The organism is Pseudomonas sp. H2_A10 (genome assembly GCF_054680085.1).
The window spans coordinates 4,200,502-4,215,423 of the sequence record NZ_CP162821.1 but is presented as its reverse complement, the minus strand read 5'-3'; the positions used below and the strand labels follow the sequence as shown (position 1 = coordinate 4,215,423).

General features: G+C 61.5%; 14 protein-coding genes. 7 read left to right on the top strand and 7 right to left on the bottom strand.

The features are described from left to right. The first annotated feature begins 92 nt into the window (after positions 1-92). Complete coding sequence (locus tag AB4O23_RS19865) at positions 93-695, top strand: MiaE family protein (protein WP_017527914.1); 603 nt, start codon at positions 93-95, stop codon at positions 693-695. Here AB4O23_RS19865 and AB4O23_RS19860 read toward each other — a convergent pair. Beyond that, on the bottom strand, positions 651-1,850 hold the full coding sequence (locus tag AB4O23_RS19860; RefSeq protein ID WP_017527913.1) for an MFS transporter: 1,200 nt from the start codon (positions 1,848-1,850) through the stop codon (positions 651-653). The two genes, AB4O23_RS19865 and AB4O23_RS19860, sit on opposite strands and share 45 nt — an antisense overlap. Before the next feature lie 157 nt (positions 1,851-2,007). On the opposite strand from AB4O23_RS19860, the gene AB4O23_RS19855 reads away from it, so the two are divergent. Continuing rightward, a complete protein-coding gene (locus AB4O23_RS19855) occupies positions 2,008-2,715 on the top strand; it encodes a winged helix-turn-helix domain-containing protein (protein ID WP_460084552.1) in 708 nt (235 codons plus the stop codon). After that, the gene (locus tag AB4O23_RS19850) at positions 2,716-4,002 is read left to right on the top strand and encodes an ATP-binding protein (protein ID WP_460060321.1); all 1,287 of its coding nucleotides are present in this window, start codon (positions 2,716-2,718) and stop codon (positions 4,000-4,002) included. Positions 4,003-4,101: 99 nt separating this feature from the next. On the opposite strand, the gene AB4O23_RS19845 is transcribed toward AB4O23_RS19850, so the two are convergent. Together AB4O23_RS19845 and AB4O23_RS19840 are read right to left on the bottom strand one after the other, a co-directional pair. Continuing rightward, positions 4,102-5,934 carry a serine hydrolase domain-containing protein gene (locus AB4O23_RS19845; RefSeq protein ID WP_460060320.1) on the bottom strand — a complete coding sequence of 611 codons (1,833 nt, stop codon included), beginning with the start codon at positions 5,932-5,934 and terminating at the stop codon, positions 4,102-4,104. Positions 5,935-6,175: 241 nt separating this feature from the next. Continuing rightward, positions 6,176-7,135 (bottom strand): terpene synthase family protein, encoded by a 960-nt coding sequence (locus tag AB4O23_RS19840; RefSeq protein ID WP_223271448.1) that lies wholly within the window; start codon positions 7,133-7,135, stop codon positions 6,176-6,178. 300 nt (positions 7,136-7,435) lie between these two features. Here AB4O23_RS19840 and AB4O23_RS19835 point away from each other — a divergent pair, with 300 nt between their 5' ends. Beyond that, on the top strand, positions 7,436-8,383 hold the full coding sequence (locus AB4O23_RS19835; RefSeq protein ID WP_068934819.1) for a polyprenyl synthetase family protein: 948 nt from the start codon (positions 7,436-7,438) through the stop codon (positions 8,381-8,383). Between the two features lie 5 nt (positions 8,384-8,388). On the opposite strand, the gene ampC is transcribed toward AB4O23_RS19835, so the two are convergent. After that, positions 8,389-9,543: a class C beta-lactamase gene (gene ampC, locus AB4O23_RS19830; RefSeq protein WP_460150237.1), complete on the bottom strand. Its 1,155-nt coding sequence runs from the start codon at positions 9,541-9,543 to the stop codon at positions 8,389-8,391. A 131-nt stretch (positions 9,544-9,674) separates the two neighbouring features. On the opposite strand from ampC, the gene AB4O23_RS19825 reads away from it, so the two are divergent. Then, on the top strand, positions 9,675-10,550 hold the full coding sequence (locus tag AB4O23_RS19825) for a LysR family transcriptional regulator (protein ID WP_137220277.1): 876 nt from the start codon (positions 9,675-9,677) through the stop codon (positions 10,548-10,550). Here the strand turns inward: AB4O23_RS19825 and yghX are convergent. After that, on the bottom strand, positions 10,547-11,434 hold the full coding sequence (gene yghX / locus AB4O23_RS19820) for a YghX family hydrolase (RefSeq protein ID WP_137220278.1): 888 nt from the start codon (positions 11,432-11,434) through the stop codon (positions 10,547-10,549). The two genes, AB4O23_RS19825 and yghX, sit on opposite strands and share 4 nt — an antisense overlap. Before the next feature lie 44 nt (positions 11,435-11,478). Next, a complete protein-coding gene (locus tag AB4O23_RS19815; protein ID WP_017530438.1) occupies positions 11,479-11,973 on the bottom strand; it encodes a PaaI family thioesterase in 495 nt (164 codons plus the stop codon). Between the two features lie 87 nt (positions 11,974-12,060). Between AB4O23_RS19815 and AB4O23_RS19810 the strand changes: the two genes are divergently transcribed. Next, the gene (locus AB4O23_RS19810; protein WP_065878459.1) at positions 12,061-12,618 is read left to right on the top strand and encodes a YceI family protein; all 558 of its coding nucleotides are present in this window, start codon (positions 12,061-12,063) and stop codon (positions 12,616-12,618) included. Here the strand turns inward: AB4O23_RS19810 and AB4O23_RS19805 are convergent. Continuing rightward, positions 12,615-13,505 carry a DMT family transporter gene (locus tag AB4O23_RS19805; protein ID WP_065878461.1) on the bottom strand — a complete coding sequence of 297 codons (891 nt, stop codon included), beginning with the start codon at positions 13,503-13,505 and terminating at the stop codon, positions 12,615-12,617. The two genes, AB4O23_RS19810 and AB4O23_RS19805, sit on opposite strands and share 4 nt — an antisense overlap. A gap of 91 nt (positions 13,506-13,596) precedes the next feature. On the opposite strand from AB4O23_RS19805, the gene AB4O23_RS19800 reads away from it, so the two are divergent. After that, on the top strand, positions 13,597-14,922 hold the full coding sequence (locus AB4O23_RS19800; RefSeq protein ID WP_017530435.1) for an aminotransferase-like domain-containing protein: 1,326 nt from the start codon (positions 13,597-13,599) through the stop codon (positions 14,920-14,922).

Here is a 14,922-nt window from a genome sequence, read left to right as displayed (position 1 = left end):
CATGTTGATGCACATCAAGGCCAGTGGCTGGTGGTCTTCGGCGTGGTCGGTATAATCGCCGACCTTTTGTGATCCTTTTGCCCGTGAGCCCGATGAACCTGCCAGACATCCACGAATTCCTCGGTTGCCGCACCCCCGACGCTTGGGTCCAGGCGGCGCTGGCCGACCAGGAAACGCTGCTGATCGACCATAAGAATTGCGAATTCAAGGCCGCCAGCACGGCGCTGAGCCTGATCGCCAAGTACCACGGCCATGTCGACCTGATCAATATGATGTCGCGCCTGGCCCGTGAAGAACTGGTGCACCACGAGCAGGTCATGCGCCTGATGAAAAAGCGCAAGATTGAGCTGCGCCAACTGCACGCCAGCCGTTATGCCTCGGGTTTGCGCAAAGTGGTGCGCAGCCATGAGCCGGTGAAGCTGGTGGATACCCTGGTGGTCGGCGCCTTTATCGAAGCGCGCAGTTGCGAGCGTTTCGAAGCGCTGGTGCCGCATTTGGACGAAGAACTCGGCAAGTTCTACTTCGGCCTGCTGAAAAGCGAGGCGCGGCACTTCCAGGGTTACCTGAAGCTGGCCTACCAGTACGGCGACGCCAAGGACGTCGCGCAGGTGATCGAGCGGGTGAGGGCGGCCGAGCAGGAACTGATCGAGTCACCCGACATCGAGTTCCGCTTTCACAGTGGCGTGCCAGCCTGAGGCCACCGCCACGCCGATCAAGAGGGTGATCGCTGTGAGCAGCAGCATCACCGTTTGCGCGCCCAGCGGTGCGGCCAGCACGGCAACCATCAAGCCCGCCAGCGGTTGCGGCAGGTTGTTGAGCAGGGTGATCACGCCTACCGTCTTGCCGAAGTCCTGCACCGGAATCACCCGCTGGCGTGTGCTGCGCAGGTACACGTTGAACATTTTGTCGAAACCGCTGACCAGCAGGAAACCCAGCGCATAGCCCCACACATTGGAGCTGATCGCCATAATCAATGCCCCGGCGGCAATCATCGAATACGACAACCCGCCCATGGTCTTCAAGCCTAATGATGAGCGCGCCAGGTAAAACAGAATCACGAGGGTAACCATCGCCCCCGCGCCTTGCAGCAGGGCGTAGGCATCCTTGCTGGCCGCGTATTGGCCCGTGACCATTGCCGCCGAAGTGGCCAGCGTCACGCCGATCAACAGGTTCACACCGATGGCCAGGGTAATGACCCGCTTGAGCTCCACCAGGCTACGAATATGCCCCCAGGCGATGCGCAGCGGTTGCAGCCCGATATCATGTTGCTGGGCGTGGCGTTGCAGGTTCACCGTGGTGTGGCGTTGCCAGGTCAGCATGGCCAGGTCCGCCAGCCCAAACAGCCCACCGATGCCCAGCACCACCCACTGCCAGGCCCACACCTCAAGCAACAGCGCCGCGACCAGCGGGCCGAGCACCAGGCCGCTCTGGTCGGCGATTTGGGAATAGGACAAGGTCTTGGCATAGGTGTAGTGCTTGAAGATATGCGGCATCAGCACTTCCCGCGCCATGATGCCCTGGGTGGTCAACACCCCGCACAGTGCCGACAGCATCACCAGCCAGTAAATACCTTCGAACATCCCGTACAGTGCCACCGCCACACCACAGGCCACGGCGCGGTAAACCTGGCTGATATGCAGAATACGCACCGGCGAAAACCTGTCGCACAACGCCCCGCACACGGGAAACGCCAGGTAGCGCGGCAGTGACTCGACAAAAAATGCCAGCCCGGCCCACGACACACTGCGGGTGCTCTGGAACACCATCAGCGGCACGATGAACAGCAGAATCTGATCGGCCAGCCGTGACAGAAACAGCGAGACAAAGAACGCCAGGTAATCCTTGCGCATACAACTCCCTGTGAATGGCGTTAAAAATTGCAGGCTATTTGTTAAAAACTCTTAAAAGGATGAAGCTTCATCGGGCGCTGCTGGCCAGTTGATTCAGTTGCGCAGCTTGCCACCTATAATGCCGCCTCTTCAATCGGCGTTTGCACACTGAGAACTTATGGAAAACCTGGGTCTGGGCAAGGTCTTGCTCGTTGAGGACGATGAGAAGCTGGCAGGGCTGGTCGCGCATTTTCTGGCGCAGCATGGTTTCGAGGTGCGGGTGGTGCACCGGGGCGACGAGGCGTTGGCCGCGTTCCTCGATTTCAAGCCCAAGATTGTCGTGCTCGACCTGATGCTGCCCGGCCAGAGCGGTTTGCACGTCTGCCGTGGGATTCGCGCGGTGTCCGACACGCCTATCGTGATCCTCACCGCCAAGGAAGATGACCTGGACCACATCCTCGACCTGGAGTCCGGCGCCGATGACTATGTGATCAAACCGATCAAGCCGCCGGTGCTGCTGGCACGCCTGCGTGCGCTGCAACGCCGCCAGGCGCCGGAGCCAACGGTGCGCGGTGCGGTGGAATTCGGCCGGTTGACGATCGACCGCAGTTGCCGGGTGGTCAGCCTGGGGAACGACAAGATCGACCTGACCACCATGGAGTTCGAACTGCTGTGGCTGCTGGCCAGTAACGCGGGCACCATCCTGTCCCGCGATGACATTCTTAACCGCATGCGGGGCATCGCGTTTGACGGCCTCAACCGCAGCGTCGACGTGTACATCAGCAAGCTACGCGGCAAACTCAACGACAACCCGCGCGAGCCGGTGTGCATCAAGACGATCTGGGGCAAGGGCTACCTGTTCAATCCGTTTGCGTGGGAGGTTTAGATGCTGCGCCTGTTTCTGCGCCTGTATGTGATTCTGGCTTTCGGCCTGGCGGGGGCGATCTGGTTGGTCAATTACACCTTCGACGAACTGCTGCCCGAAGCCAACGAAACCTATAACCGCGAAGCCATGCGTGGCCCCGCCTATGGTTTGGTGGAGCAATTGCGCCCGGTGCTTGGCGATGCGCGCCAGGTCCGCCTGGCCGACCTGCAAGCCCATTACGGGCTGCGCCTGAAACTGGTGCCCAAAGACAGCCTTAGCCTCACAGCCCGCGAACAGGCGCTGCTCAACGACGGCCTGCTGGTGGTGCGCGGCGACTTCATGGAGTTTCTGGCGACTATCGATGGCGGCCCGCAGTTGCTGGAAATCAAGCTGCCGGAAGAGCCGAAGTGGCTGTACCTGTGGGCCTATGGGTTTCTCGGAGTGTGCCTGGCGATCGTGCTGTATTTTTGGGTACGCCCGCATTGGCGCGACCTGGAGCATATCCGCCTGGCCGCCCAGCGTTTCGGCGACAACGACCTGGGGTCACGCATCCTGCTACCGCGCCGTTCCACGGTGCGTGAGCTGGCCGGGCACTTTAACCAGATGGCGGAACGCATCGAAAGCCTGATTGCCAACCAGCGCGAACTGACCAACGCGGTATCCCACGAATTGCGCACGCCGATTGCGCGCTTGTCGTTCGAGCTTGATCAGCTCAAGCAACAGGCCGATCCGCGCCAGCGCGGCGAACTGATCGCTGATATGTATGCCGACCTGGGTGAGCTGGAAGAAATGGTCTCCGAGCTGCTCACTTACGCCAGCCTGGAGCGCGGCGCGACCCAGGTCACTCGCGAACGCATCGAAGCCCATAGCTGGCTCGACAGTGTGATCGGCAGCGTGGCCCTGGAGGCTGAGGCGGCGGGTATTCAGTTGTCGTTGCGCACCTGCGAGGTGGACGTGATCGAGATCGAACCGCGCTTTATGGCGCGGGCGGTGATCAACCTGCTGCGCAATGCCATCCGTTACGCCGAGCGCCGCGTGGAGGTGTCGCTGATCACATTCGGCAGCGGCTATGAAGTGCGGGTGTGCGACGACGGTCCTGGCGTGCCCGAAGAGGGCCGGGCGAAAATCTTCCAGCCCTTTATGCGCCTGGACGCCAGCCGCGACCGCCGTACCGGCGGCTTCGGCCTCGGCCTGGCGCTGGTGCAGCGGGTGTCGCAGTGGCATGGCGGGCAGGTGCATGTGTTGGATTCGGAATGGGGCGGGGCCTCGTTTCGAATGACCTGGGCCTATGCTGAACAACATGTCTAAAGCCGCGGACGATCGGAACGTGTAGCCCAGCACCCCATCTGCGCACATGACCTGATCTCACCCCTGCCTTCGAGCCGGTCGGCGTCCAGCCGCCCGGTTTTATTTTTGCCGGAAACTCAAGGGTGGGTGCGGGGAGTCGGTACGTTTGAAGGCATAGCCCGAAGCGCTGAGGCCGTTGATCTGGCGGCTGACGGTGTCACCCAGGCCATAACCGCTGCCGGCGAGTACGGCATGGGCGTTGTCCACCGGCAGCAGGATGTAGTCGGTCAGGGGCTCGCTGTGCAGTTGGCCGCGTATCACCAGGAAGCCGTCTTCCAGGCGCACGCTGATGCCGCTCAACGGCGCGTTGGGTTCGTGGGTATTGAGTACTTGATAGGTGCCGACGGTGTTGGCCCAGGCCATGGGCAGGGGCGGTGCCTCGATGCGTTCGCCCACGGCAATGCGCTGGCCGTAACTGCGCGCGGTAAGCATCCGCCTGCCCAGCACTGTGACCACATCCAATTGCACGCGGCCCAGTTCGCCGAGGTCTCTGGGCCACCAGCCCAGCAGCTTTTTCTGCGCGCGTAGCCAGCCCTCTTCATCGCGTACCAGTTCGAAGGTGTCGCCAGCCCATTCAACGGCCAACCGCGTGTTGTCGTCCTTGATGCGCAATACGCCCCAGGCCGTGGCGTAGAAGCCGGCCAGGCGCTTGCGGTCGGTGGCTGTCGGTACCTGGCGCAGCTTGAGCCCGTGGCTCGGCGGCTGGCAGTCTGCGCTGCAAGCGGGTGCGCCGGTGGCGGCCTGGAACATCAGGCGCAGGGTATCGGTGCTCAGCCGGGCGACCAGGTCTTCGGCGTTGCTGTCGTTGGCCATAATGATCACGGCCAGTTGCTGATCGGGCAGCAGGCTCAATTGCGCGGCAAACGCATCGCCGCCGCCACTGTGCTGGAAGGTTCGCACGCCAGGGCCGATGGGCTCGTCACCGCACGGCGCGAGAAACCAGGCCAGGCCCATCTGGCAATCGAAGTCCAGGGCATTGCCGGTGTTTTGCTGGCGGAACATCTCATCGATCGATTGGCTGTGCAGCAGCCGCTGGCCCTTGTAGAGCCCGCCGGCGAAGAGCATTTGCACGTAATGGCTGAGGTCTCTGGGGCTGGCCCACAAGCCCTCGGCGGCGAGGTCGCGCACTTGAGCGTCGGCACTCGCGACCCCGTCCTCATACCCCACGGCGCGATAACTCGATTGCGCGGCGGTGCCCACAAAGCTCGCGTGGGTCATCTGCAGAGGGGTGAGCAGGCCCTGTTGCAGTTGCGTTTCGAAGTCCTTACCGCTGCTGCGTTCGATGGCCGCTCCGACCAGTGTGTAGCCCAGGTTGGAATAGGCCACCTGGGTGCCGGGCGGCGCACTCAGCCATACACCCGACACGCGCATCGGCATCTGGCCCATGGCGAAGGCGGTGCGCAGGTCGCGCAGATGTTCGCTGGGCAGGCCGGATTGATGGCTGAGCAGGCGGCGCAGGGTGATATCGCGGTCAGCGTCGTGCGGGTCCTGGTGGAACCGCGAGCGCACATGGAATTCGCGCAGGGTCTGCTGGATCGGCGCATCCAGCGCCAGGCGCCGCTGCTCCACCAATTGCAGCGCCGCGCCGGCAGTCAACAGCTTGGAGATTGCGCCCGCCCGGAACGCGGTATTGGGTGTCACCGCAATGCCCATGGCCGTGTCGGCCATGCCGAAGCCACGGGCCCAGAGCAACTCCTGGCCGTTGACCAGCGCGATGGACAGCCCGGGTATGTGCTCCCGGGCCATGTCCTGCACAATGCGGGTTTGCAGGTAGCGAATGATCGCGCTGTAGTCGCCCTTGGGAATCGGCGGCGGGGCAGGCGGCTGGCGATGACAGCCGACACTGCCCAACAGGCAGCCAAGCAGCGTAATACTGCGCAATGTGCCAAGCATGAGGAGCCTCCAACAGAGGGTTTGGAGGCTCGAATGCTATTGGTGGGCGGCTTGAAGGTCTTTGACTGCTTTGTCGAGAAACTGTCAAAGACTGTTAACGGGCCAGGTCGAAGCGCATTCAGTGCTGGCGAATGAATCACCGTGCTATGTGGGTTGATGGCGTTTTCCACGTCTTGCGTGCCGGTGAAGCGGCCCTCCGTGTATCGGCCTTTTTCCAGGCCGGAGAGGTCCCCGGTGTTTTTCATTCGCCATTGAAGCGTACTGTCTGGTAGCGCGGCGCTACCAGATGCCAGGCGATATTGCCGCGCCATTGATTATGCAGGGCCTGGGCGCAGATTTTCGCTTGTTCCTGGCTGCGCTCGTCAAACCCCAGGATTGCCAGTTGTGCGGGTAGCACGGCCTGGGCGTGTGCAAAGCGCTCAGCCCACTGCTCAATACGCTGGGAAACGTTCTGGGTTGCTTGGTGTACGGAATTTCCATGGGCGTGCCTGAGATGAGTCAGCAGGTTGAATACGTCCTCGTCGGGGTTTTCCATGATGGGAAACGACAACACATCGTTAACCGCCTTGAACAAGTTCAGCGCCACGCTGCGCAGTTCCTGCCAGGGAGCACTGTAGTAAAGGTCTGATGACAAGTTGATGTTTTGCGCCAAGTAGGTGAACTCCAGGCACACCTGGAACCCACCGGCATTTTGCCAAAGGTGTCCATAACCTTCGTTACCCGGCTGGGTGTGGTGCAAGCGATGCATCAGGGCGATGGCGCATGGAGCGAGGTAAGTTGCATATTGCTCTGCGACGCGCTGCTTCCAGATAGGTGGCATCAGCCGAGCAGCTCTGCGCATGATATCTGCGAGTGCACAGGCGAGCGGTTCGCGGCTCACCGTATTTGCGGTGAACGCGTGGGTATATACGCCACGAATCAGGCGTTCGAGGACTTCAGGGTCTCTGCAGTCCTCGTCGGCGAGGTCATCCTGGCAACTGAACCAACCCACCAGGTCTGACAGAATCATCAGTATGTCCGCAGGCGCATCACTCCACATGTAACCGGCATAAGTGCCCGGTACGTAGATATCTAATTGATGGGCCGCATGGGGCGTGGTTCCAAGTCCCATGCGGCTGAGCCACTGACGAGTATGTTGTTGCGCTTCGTCCGTGTAGGGGCTCAGTGGAAAAGTCGTCCCGGCAGACAGTAACCCGGTCATCTTATGTATCCAGTGGTGTTTGAAAGGAACTTGGTATGTAAGATAGATGAGCCTGGGAACGAGCGTTAGAGGTTTTGAATGAAGTTAGGATTTGCTGGCGAAGCCAGTTATTTAACTATCAGGGCGGGATAAGCCTCTGCGTTATATGTTGAGTGTTCTTAATTGCTAAAAAAAAGCATGTTTGACGTGCACGTCGCTAAGGTTAAGTGCAGGAATCAATATCTGGGTAAAGCGGTGGCCTGGCAGTGTGAGGGGTCTTTTACTGGCGAGTAAACACATTGCACGAATAAGGCCTGCCCTATGAACAGCTCTTTCTACGGCTTTGATAACACGGGCTATGCACGCGCTAAGTCTCGGTGGATCGAGCCGTTCGCCTACCAGTCCCGCTTCCAGGGAAAGTTGATCCGCACTGAGCTTGGCTGGGCGCTTGCCATGCTGTTTGGTGTGCCAGCAGCGCAGGCGCATGTGTTGTGTGAGTCGGTTGAACTGATGAACACCGCTTCGTTGATACATGACGATGTGTTCGATGCGGACTGCCTACGTCGGGGGCAACCATCGGTATGGAAAACCTACGGTGCGACGGTGGCGATTATTTCAGGAATGCACGGGTACCTGGCTGGTCTCCAACGTCTTGCTTCCCTGGGTAACGAGGGCGTCATCACCGCCGGTCTCGAAAGCCTCGAAGCCCTGCATATTGGGCAGCACCTTGACGTGTGTGCCAGTGAAGGCACGGCATTGCCTTCGCTGGACGACTACAGGTTGATCGCTCAGGCCAATACGGGCTGTTTTTTCGTTTTTTTATTGAATGCCTGCCAGTGTTTGAAGCCTGTGGATGAGGACACGTACTTGGCGTTGAAAGCGTTGCTGTATGACCTGGCCGTCTACTATCGATACGTGAATGATTATTGCGATGTGAATCATATTCCGCATTTTGCGAAGAAAGGCTTCGCGACGGATCTCGAAGGAGGGCCAAAGTCATTTTTAATGATCCTGGCCGGGCAGCCGTTATCTAAGGAAAAGCGCTCCTTTGACCAAAAGAATGAAATCATCCGAGCATTTGGCGACGCGGGTGTGCTCGATCTTGCAATAGTCGTGATGGAAGAAACTTACTGCCGGATCCTCAACGGTCTGGCCGTTATTGGACACTCCTGTACCCAGCGAAAAAACAAAAGGCTGGAAGCGTTTATTCGTGATATTCACTTCCAACCTGCTGCTGATGATGATTACTACAAGCGCGTGCTCAGGTAGTGGCGTTATTGATCCACCGCACTCAGAATTGCATGCGCCACTTTCACCCGCTCGGCATTCGGGTAGTTCTTGTTTGCCAGGATCACCACGCCGATGTCCTTGCTCGGCACATACGCCACATAGGCACCAAAGCCGCTGGTTGAACCGGTTTTGTTGAACAGGACGTTGGCGGGTTGTACGTGCGGTGTCGCCAGCCAATTGGCCGTGTGCGGCTCCATTGCCATGGGCGTGGAGTTGCCGTCGATCAAGGCTTGCAGCGTGATCGGGTAGGGGTAGTACTCCCAGCCCAGGGCCTGGGTGGTGCCGTTTACTGTGTAGTAGCCGGTATGGGTGGTGGCGATGGCTTGTTGCAGGGGTTTTTCCAGGGTGTCGGGGTGCATGTTGACCATCACGTAGCGCGCCAGGTCGTGGGCGCTGGTCTTGATGCCGTAGGCTTCGCTGTCCAGTGCGCCGGGGCCGACGCGCACCGGTTTGTGCTGTTTGTCATAACCCTGGGCATACAGCGCGGCCTTGTCGACCCGTACGTGGACGTAGGTGTTGTTCAGGCCCAGTTTGGGCAGCAGCGTGTTTTCCATGGCTGTATTGAACGGCTGGCCCAGGCTTTGTGCGGCGAGGTAGCCGAACAGGCCGATGCTCGGGTTGGAATAAAGGCGTTGGGCGCCGGGGGCGTAAGTCGGTTGCCAGTGTTGGAAGTAGCTGAGCATGGTCTGGGCACTGTCGGCCGACGGCGGAAACTGCAGGGTCAAGCCGCCTGGGGTGTAGGTTGCCAGTTGCAGCAGGCTGATGTGGTCGAAGGCGCTGCCCTTGAGGGTCGGCAGGTGTTGGCTGGCCTTGTCCGCGAGCTTGAGCTTGCCGGTGGCCTGGGCGTAACCGCCGAGGGTGGCGGTGAAGGTTTTGCTCACCGAGCCGATTTCGAACAGGGTGTCTTGGGTGATGGGTTGCTGTTGTTCTTTGGAGGCGACACCGTAGTTAAAGTATTGCACCTGGCCTCGGCTCACCACGGCCACCGACAGGCCGGCGATCTGTTCTTGTCGCATCAGTGGTTCGACGTTATCGTCCACGACCTTGCGCAAATCGGGGGCGGCCATGCAAGTGCCGGAACCGAGCAGTAAGGCGCAAATAAAGATGTTTCGTACGTTGAGATGAGACTTTTCGTGCATGATGTTTCGCTTCCATGTAGGTGAAGCATTGGCGGTCAAAGCCTGAGCAGGCGCCGCAAATCTAGGCAGTTTGGCGCCTGGAGGCAACCGATCATATTTCGCACCAGCCATTAGAAAATTTAGGGTCAACCATGCTGCGTTCCCACCTGCCCCTCAACGCACTGCGTGCATTCGAGGCTTCAGCCCGGCACTTGAGCTTTACCCGCGCGGCCATTGAGTTATGCGTGACCCAGGCGGCCGTCAGCCATCAGGTCAAAAGCCTGGAAGCGCAGTTGAATGTCACCTTGTTCAAGCGGCTGCCGAGGGGGCTCATGCTCACCCGCGAAGGCGAAACGCTGCTGCCGGTGCTGCGCGAATCCTTCGACCGCATCGCCACCACCTTGGGCCAGTTCGAAGGCGGCCACTACCGTGAGGTGCTTACGGTCGGCGCGGTCGGTACCTTTGCCGTGGGATGGCTGCTGCCGCGTCTGCCGGACTTTCACGCACGCTACCCGTTTATTGACTTGCGCCTGTCCACCCATAACAACCGCGTCGATGTTGCCGCCGAAGGCCTGGATTACGCGATTCGCTTCGGTGCCGGCGCCTGGCACGGCACGTACGCCTGCCCATTGCTGGAAGCGCCGCTGACCGTGTTGTGCGTGCCCCAGCTTGCCGAGCAATTGCACGCCCCGCGTGACCTGTTGAAACACACCTTGCTGCGTTCCTACCGCGCCGATGAATGGAGCCTGTGGTTCCACGCCGCCGGCTTGCCGGCCGACACCCTGGTGCCGCGCAGCATCATGTTTGACTCGTCGCTGGCGATGATGGAAGCGGCCCTGCAAGGTACCGGCGTGGCGTTGGCGCCAGCGATGATGTTTGCGCGACAGCTGGAGGGGGGTGTGATCCGCCAGCCGTTCGACGTGGGCATCACCACCGGCAGCTATTGGCTGACGCGCTTGCAGTCGCGCAGCGAGACCTCGGCGATGGCGGCGTTCAAGGGCTGGCTGTTGCAGGCTGCCGCGGGTTAAACCAGGTATTTGCGAAACCATCCCAGGGTGCGTTCCCACGCCAGATTCGCCGCGGCCTCGTCATAGCGTGGCGTCGAATCATTGTGAAAACCGTGATTGGCGCCCTTGTAGATAAATGCCTCGTAGGTCGTGCCCGCCGCCTTCAACGCCTGCTCATACGCCGGCCAGCCTTCGTTGATCCGCGTGTCCAACTCACCGAAATGCAACATGATCGGCGCCTTGATGCGCGGCACGTCCTGGGCTTGCGGCTGACGCCCGTAGAACGATACCGCCGCGCCCAGTTCAGGGTAGGCCACCGCCGCTGCGTTGGTCACGCCGCCGCCGTAGCAGAAGCCGGTGATGCCGACCTTGCCGGTGCTGTCGTCGTGGTGCATCAGCCATTCGATGGCCGCGAAAAAGTCGTTCATCAGTTTGGTAGGGTCGACGGTCTGTTGCAGCGCCACGCCTTTTTCGTCATTGCCGGGGTAGCCGCCGACGGAGCTCAGGCCGTCCGGCGCCAGTGCGATAAACCCGGCTTTGGCCAGGCGTCGGGCGACGTCTTCGATATAAGGGTTCAGGCCACGGTTTTCGTGAACCACCACCACGGCGGGCAACTTGCCTGCCGCCTTGGCCGGGCGCACCCGGTAGCCGCGCACCGTGCCGTTGCCCTTGGGCGAGGGGTAGGTGACGTAGTCGGCGACGATGTCAGGGTCGGTGAATTTGACTTGTTCGGCCAGCGCGTAGTTGGGGCTCAGGGCGGCGAGCAGGGCCGATGCCGTGAGGCCGCCGAAGGTGAACAGCGCGGCGCGGTCGAGAAACTCGCGGCGGTTGAGCTTGCCATGTGCGTAGCCGTCGTAGAGTTCCAGCAGTTCGGGGGCAAAGTCCTGCGCGGTGAGACGAGCCATCGGTGCAATCCTCGAGGGGTGGTGGCAATCAATGTAGACCAGGTTCAACTCTCGCGGCCATGGGCGGCGGCGGCCAGATGGCCGGTGTCGACACGCACGAACACTGAATCACCGATTGCGGTGAGCACGTCGCCCGCGTATACCTCGCAGACCACGCGGCTTTTGCGCCCCACGTCGCCTTCGACCCGTGCGCGCAGGGTCAGCGGGACGCCCATGGGGGTGGGCTTGATAAATTTGATGCCCAGGTTGCCGGTGACGCAGTCGATGCGCGGCAGGCTGCCGGGTTCGCGGTGTTCGGCCTGGTAGTGGTAGGCCATGGCGGTCCAGTTGGAATGGCAGTCCACCAGCATGGCGATCAGGCCGCCGTAGACCAGGTCGGGCCAGCCGCTGTATTGAGGCTCGGGTTGGTGCTCGGCGATGACGTGGATGCGGTCCTCGTCCCAGCGGCTCTTGATGTGCAGGCCGTGGGGGTTGCTGCTGCCGCAACCGTAGCAAATGCCTTCCGGGGCCGTGATGTCTTGCAGAGAAGGGAAGTGCATGCAAACTCCTTGTTGTAATGGGCGGTTACTCTGTTTAGCAGGACCCGCGCCTGATGGGAATACAGCCATTTTTTTGCGGAGCGGTGCATGAAACGTCGACTGTTGGGGCTTACCCTTGTGCTGGGCTGCATCGCCAGCGCCCAGGCCGTGGAGTACAAGGACGTCAACCCCACCGCCAGCCAGATCACCTTTACCTACAAACAGTTGGGGCAGCAGGTCTACGGCACCTTCGGCCAGTTCGAGGGTACGTTGACCTTCGATACCCGCAAACCTGAGGCGGGGCACGCGTTGCTGAAGATTCAGCTCGCCAGCATCAACGCCGGGAGCGACGATGCCAATGACACCCTGCAACGCGCGTCCTGGTTTGATACCGCCACCTATCCGGTGGGCGTGTATGAGTCCACGGCGGTCAAGGCCCTGGGCGACAACCGCTTCAAGATCAGCGGCAACCTGACCATCAAGGGCACCACCCGCCCGGTTGACGTGCAGGTGCTGCTCAAGGAGCTGGATGGCATTGGCATATTCGACGGCGAATTCACCCTCAAGCGAGGTGACTTCAAGATCGGCGAGGGGGAGTGGGCCGGCAACAGCGTGGTGTCCAACGACATCCGTATCAAGTTCAAGATGGTCGCGCCGCAGCGCTAGCGGGCGAACTCCTTGGCGCCGGCCACGCAGCCGATCACGGCAACCGTCACCAGTACCATGCCCAGGCTTACCTGTTCATGCAGCAGGCCCGCCGCCAGTGCCAGGCCGAAGAACGGCTGCAGCAACTGCAACTGGCCGACGGCGGCGATGCCACCCTGGGCCAGCCCGCGGTACCAGAACACAAAGCCGATCAACATGCTGAACAACGACACATACGCCAGGCTCAGCCACGCTGGCAAGCTGATGCCGGTGAAGCTGGATGGCGCCAGGGCCAGGCTCAACGGCAGCACCACCGGCAGCGACACGACCAGCGCCCAGCAGATCACCTGCCAGCCGCCCAGGCTGCGCGACAGCTTGGCGCCTTCGGCGTATCCCAGGCCGCACACCAGCACCGCCAATAGCATCAACACGTCACCGGCAGGCGCGGCACTCAAGCCTTGGGCCAAGGCGTAACCCATCACCAGGGCGCTGCCCAGCACCGAAAACAGCCAGAACGCCGGGCGCGGTCGCTCGCCGCCGCGCAGCACACCGAAGATCGCGGTGGCCAGGGGGAGCAGGCCGATGAATACGATGGAGTGCGCGGAGGTCACGTATTGCAGCGCCAGGGCGGTGAGCAAAGGAAAGCCGATCACCACGCCCAGCGCCACGATGACCAGCGGTACCCATTGGCTGCGCATGGGGCGTTTTTCCTTGAACAGCCACAGCAAAAGCAGCCCCAGCAGCGCCGCAATGGTGGCGCGGATCAGGGTGAGGAACACCGGGTCGAACTCCAGCACGGCCAGGCGCGTGGCGGGCAACGAGCCGCTGAAAATCAGCACGCCGATAAAGCCGTTGATCCAGCCCTGGGTATTGCTGTCCGGGGTGTCGAGCGGGGAGGTGCGTTCCATGGGCGGCGTCCGAAACAAAGAAAGGTTGCGTGAGAGCCATCCTAGGATCGAAGATCAAGACAATCAAAAAATTGTCATGGATACATCGCCAATGCCCCGTGCCCGCTACAAGCTGCTGGTCGACTCCTTCGCCGAAGCCATTCGCTCGGGGCACATGCTCCCCGGCACGCGCCTGCCCACCCATCGCCAACTGGCGGCCGAGCATGGCCTTGCCCTGGTCACCGCCAGCCGTGTGTACTCGGAGCTTGCGGCCATGGGCCTGGTCAGCGGCGAAACCGGGCGCGGCACCTTCGTGCGCGAGATTTCGTTGCCGCCGGGGCAGGGCAGTGGGCAAATGACGGTAGCGACCGGCCTGCTCGACCTCAACTTCAACTACCCGTCGTTGCCGGGCCAGGCCGAACTGCTGCGCACCGCGTTGCGCCAATTGGCGTTGTCCGGCGACCTGGAGGCGCTGCTGCGTTACCAACCCCATGCCGGACGCCTGCATGAGCGTGCAGCGATGGCGCGGCACTTGCTGCGCCGGGGCCTGACGGTGGAAGCCGAGCAGGTGCTGATGGTCAGCGGTGCGCAGCATGGTCTGGCGGTAACGATGATGGCGCTGCTCAAGCCTGGGGATGTGATCGCCGTGGACGCGTTGACCTATTCGGGGTTCAAGGTGTTGGCCGAAACCCTGCACCTGGAAATCGTCGCCATCCCGGTGACCCCCCATGGCCCGGACCTGGATTACCTCCACGCCCTGTGTCGCAAGCGCCCGGTCCGCGCGGTGTACAGCATGCCGACCTTGCACAATCCATTGGGCTGGGTGATGGACCTGCCGCAACGCGAACGGCTGGTTGCTGTCGCCCGTCAGCACAACCTGATGATCATTGAGGACGCGGCCTACGCATTTCTGGCCGAACACGCACCACCCCCGCTGGCGAGCCTGGCGCCGGAGCGCACGGTGTACGTGGGTGGGTTGTCGAAGAGTGTCGCCACCGGGCTGCGCGTGGGGTTTGTCGCCGCACCGCCGGCCTGGGCGAAACAGCTGGAACGCGCCGTCATGGCGACCACCTGGAACGTGCCCGGTGTGATGAGCGCCATTGCCGTGGCCTGGCTCGAAGATGGCACGGTGGCGCAGTTGGAAACGCAAAAACGCCATGACGCCCAGGCGCGCCAAGCCTTGGCGGCGCACGTGTTGCAGGGGCTGGCGTATAGCAGTCACCCGTCATCGTACTTTTTGTGGTTGCCATTGGCAGAGGAGGCCCGCGCCGATCAAGTCGCCATGACCCTACTGCGCGAGGGCATCTCGGTGTCGACCGCCGAGCCATTTGCCGTCTCGGCCCAAGTGCCCCACGCGCTGCGCCTGGCCTTGGGCTCGGTGGATATGCCGGCGCTGCGCGGGGCGTTGCTCAAGGTGCGCCAGGTGGTGGCGTGGTGA

Bases quoted from the DNA above. Each gene is read 5' to 3' on its own strand.
- AB4O23_RS19865 (WP_017527914.1), top strand. From the start codon at position 93: ATGAACCTGCCAGACATCCACGAATTCCTCGGTTGCCGCACCCCCGAC.
- AB4O23_RS19810 (WP_065878459.1), top strand. From the start codon at position 12,061: ATGAAACGTCGACTGTTGGGGCTTACCCTTGTGCTGGGCTGCATCGCC.
- AB4O23_RS19800 (WP_017530435.1), top strand. From the start codon at position 13,597: ATGCCCCGTGCCCGCTACAAGCTGCTGGTCGACTCCTTCGCCGAAGCC.
- AB4O23_RS19845 (WP_460060320.1), bottom strand. From the start codon at position 5,934: ATGCTTGGCACATTGCGCAGTATTACGCTGCTTGGCTGCCTGTTGGGC.
- ampC (WP_460150237.1), bottom strand. From the start codon at position 9,543: ATGCACGAAAAGTCTCATCTCAACGTACGAAACATCTTTATTTGCGCC.
- AB4O23_RS19840 (WP_223271448.1), bottom strand. From the start codon at position 7,135: ATGACCGGGTTACTGTCTGCCGGGACGACTTTTCCACTGAGCCCCTAC.
- AB4O23_RS19835 (WP_068934819.1), top strand. From the start codon at position 7,436: ATGAACAGCTCTTTCTACGGCTTTGATAACACGGGCTATGCACGCGCT.
- AB4O23_RS19825 (WP_137220277.1), top strand. From the start codon at position 9,675: ATGCTGCGTTCCCACCTGCCCCTCAACGCACTGCGTGCATTCGAGGCT.
- AB4O23_RS19805 (WP_065878461.1), bottom strand. From the start codon at position 13,505: ATGGAACGCACCTCCCCGCTCGACACCCCGGACAGCAATACCCAGGGC.
- AB4O23_RS19860 (WP_017527913.1), bottom strand. From the start codon at position 1,850: ATGCGCAAGGATTACCTGGCGTTCTTTGTCTCGCTGTTTCTGTCACGG.
- AB4O23_RS19855 (WP_460084552.1), top strand. From the start codon at position 2,008: ATGGAAAACCTGGGTCTGGGCAAGGTCTTGCTCGTTGAGGACGATGAG.
- AB4O23_RS19815 (WP_017530438.1), bottom strand. From the start codon at position 11,973: ATGCACTTCCCTTCTCTGCAAGACATCACGGCCCCGGAAGGCATTTGC.
- AB4O23_RS19850 (WP_460060321.1), top strand. From the start codon at position 2,716: ATGCTGCGCCTGTTTCTGCGCCTGTATGTGATTCTGGCTTTCGGCCTG.
- yghX (WP_137220278.1), bottom strand. From the start codon at position 11,434: ATGGCTCGTCTCACCGCGCAGGACTTTGCCCCCGAACTGCTGGAACTC.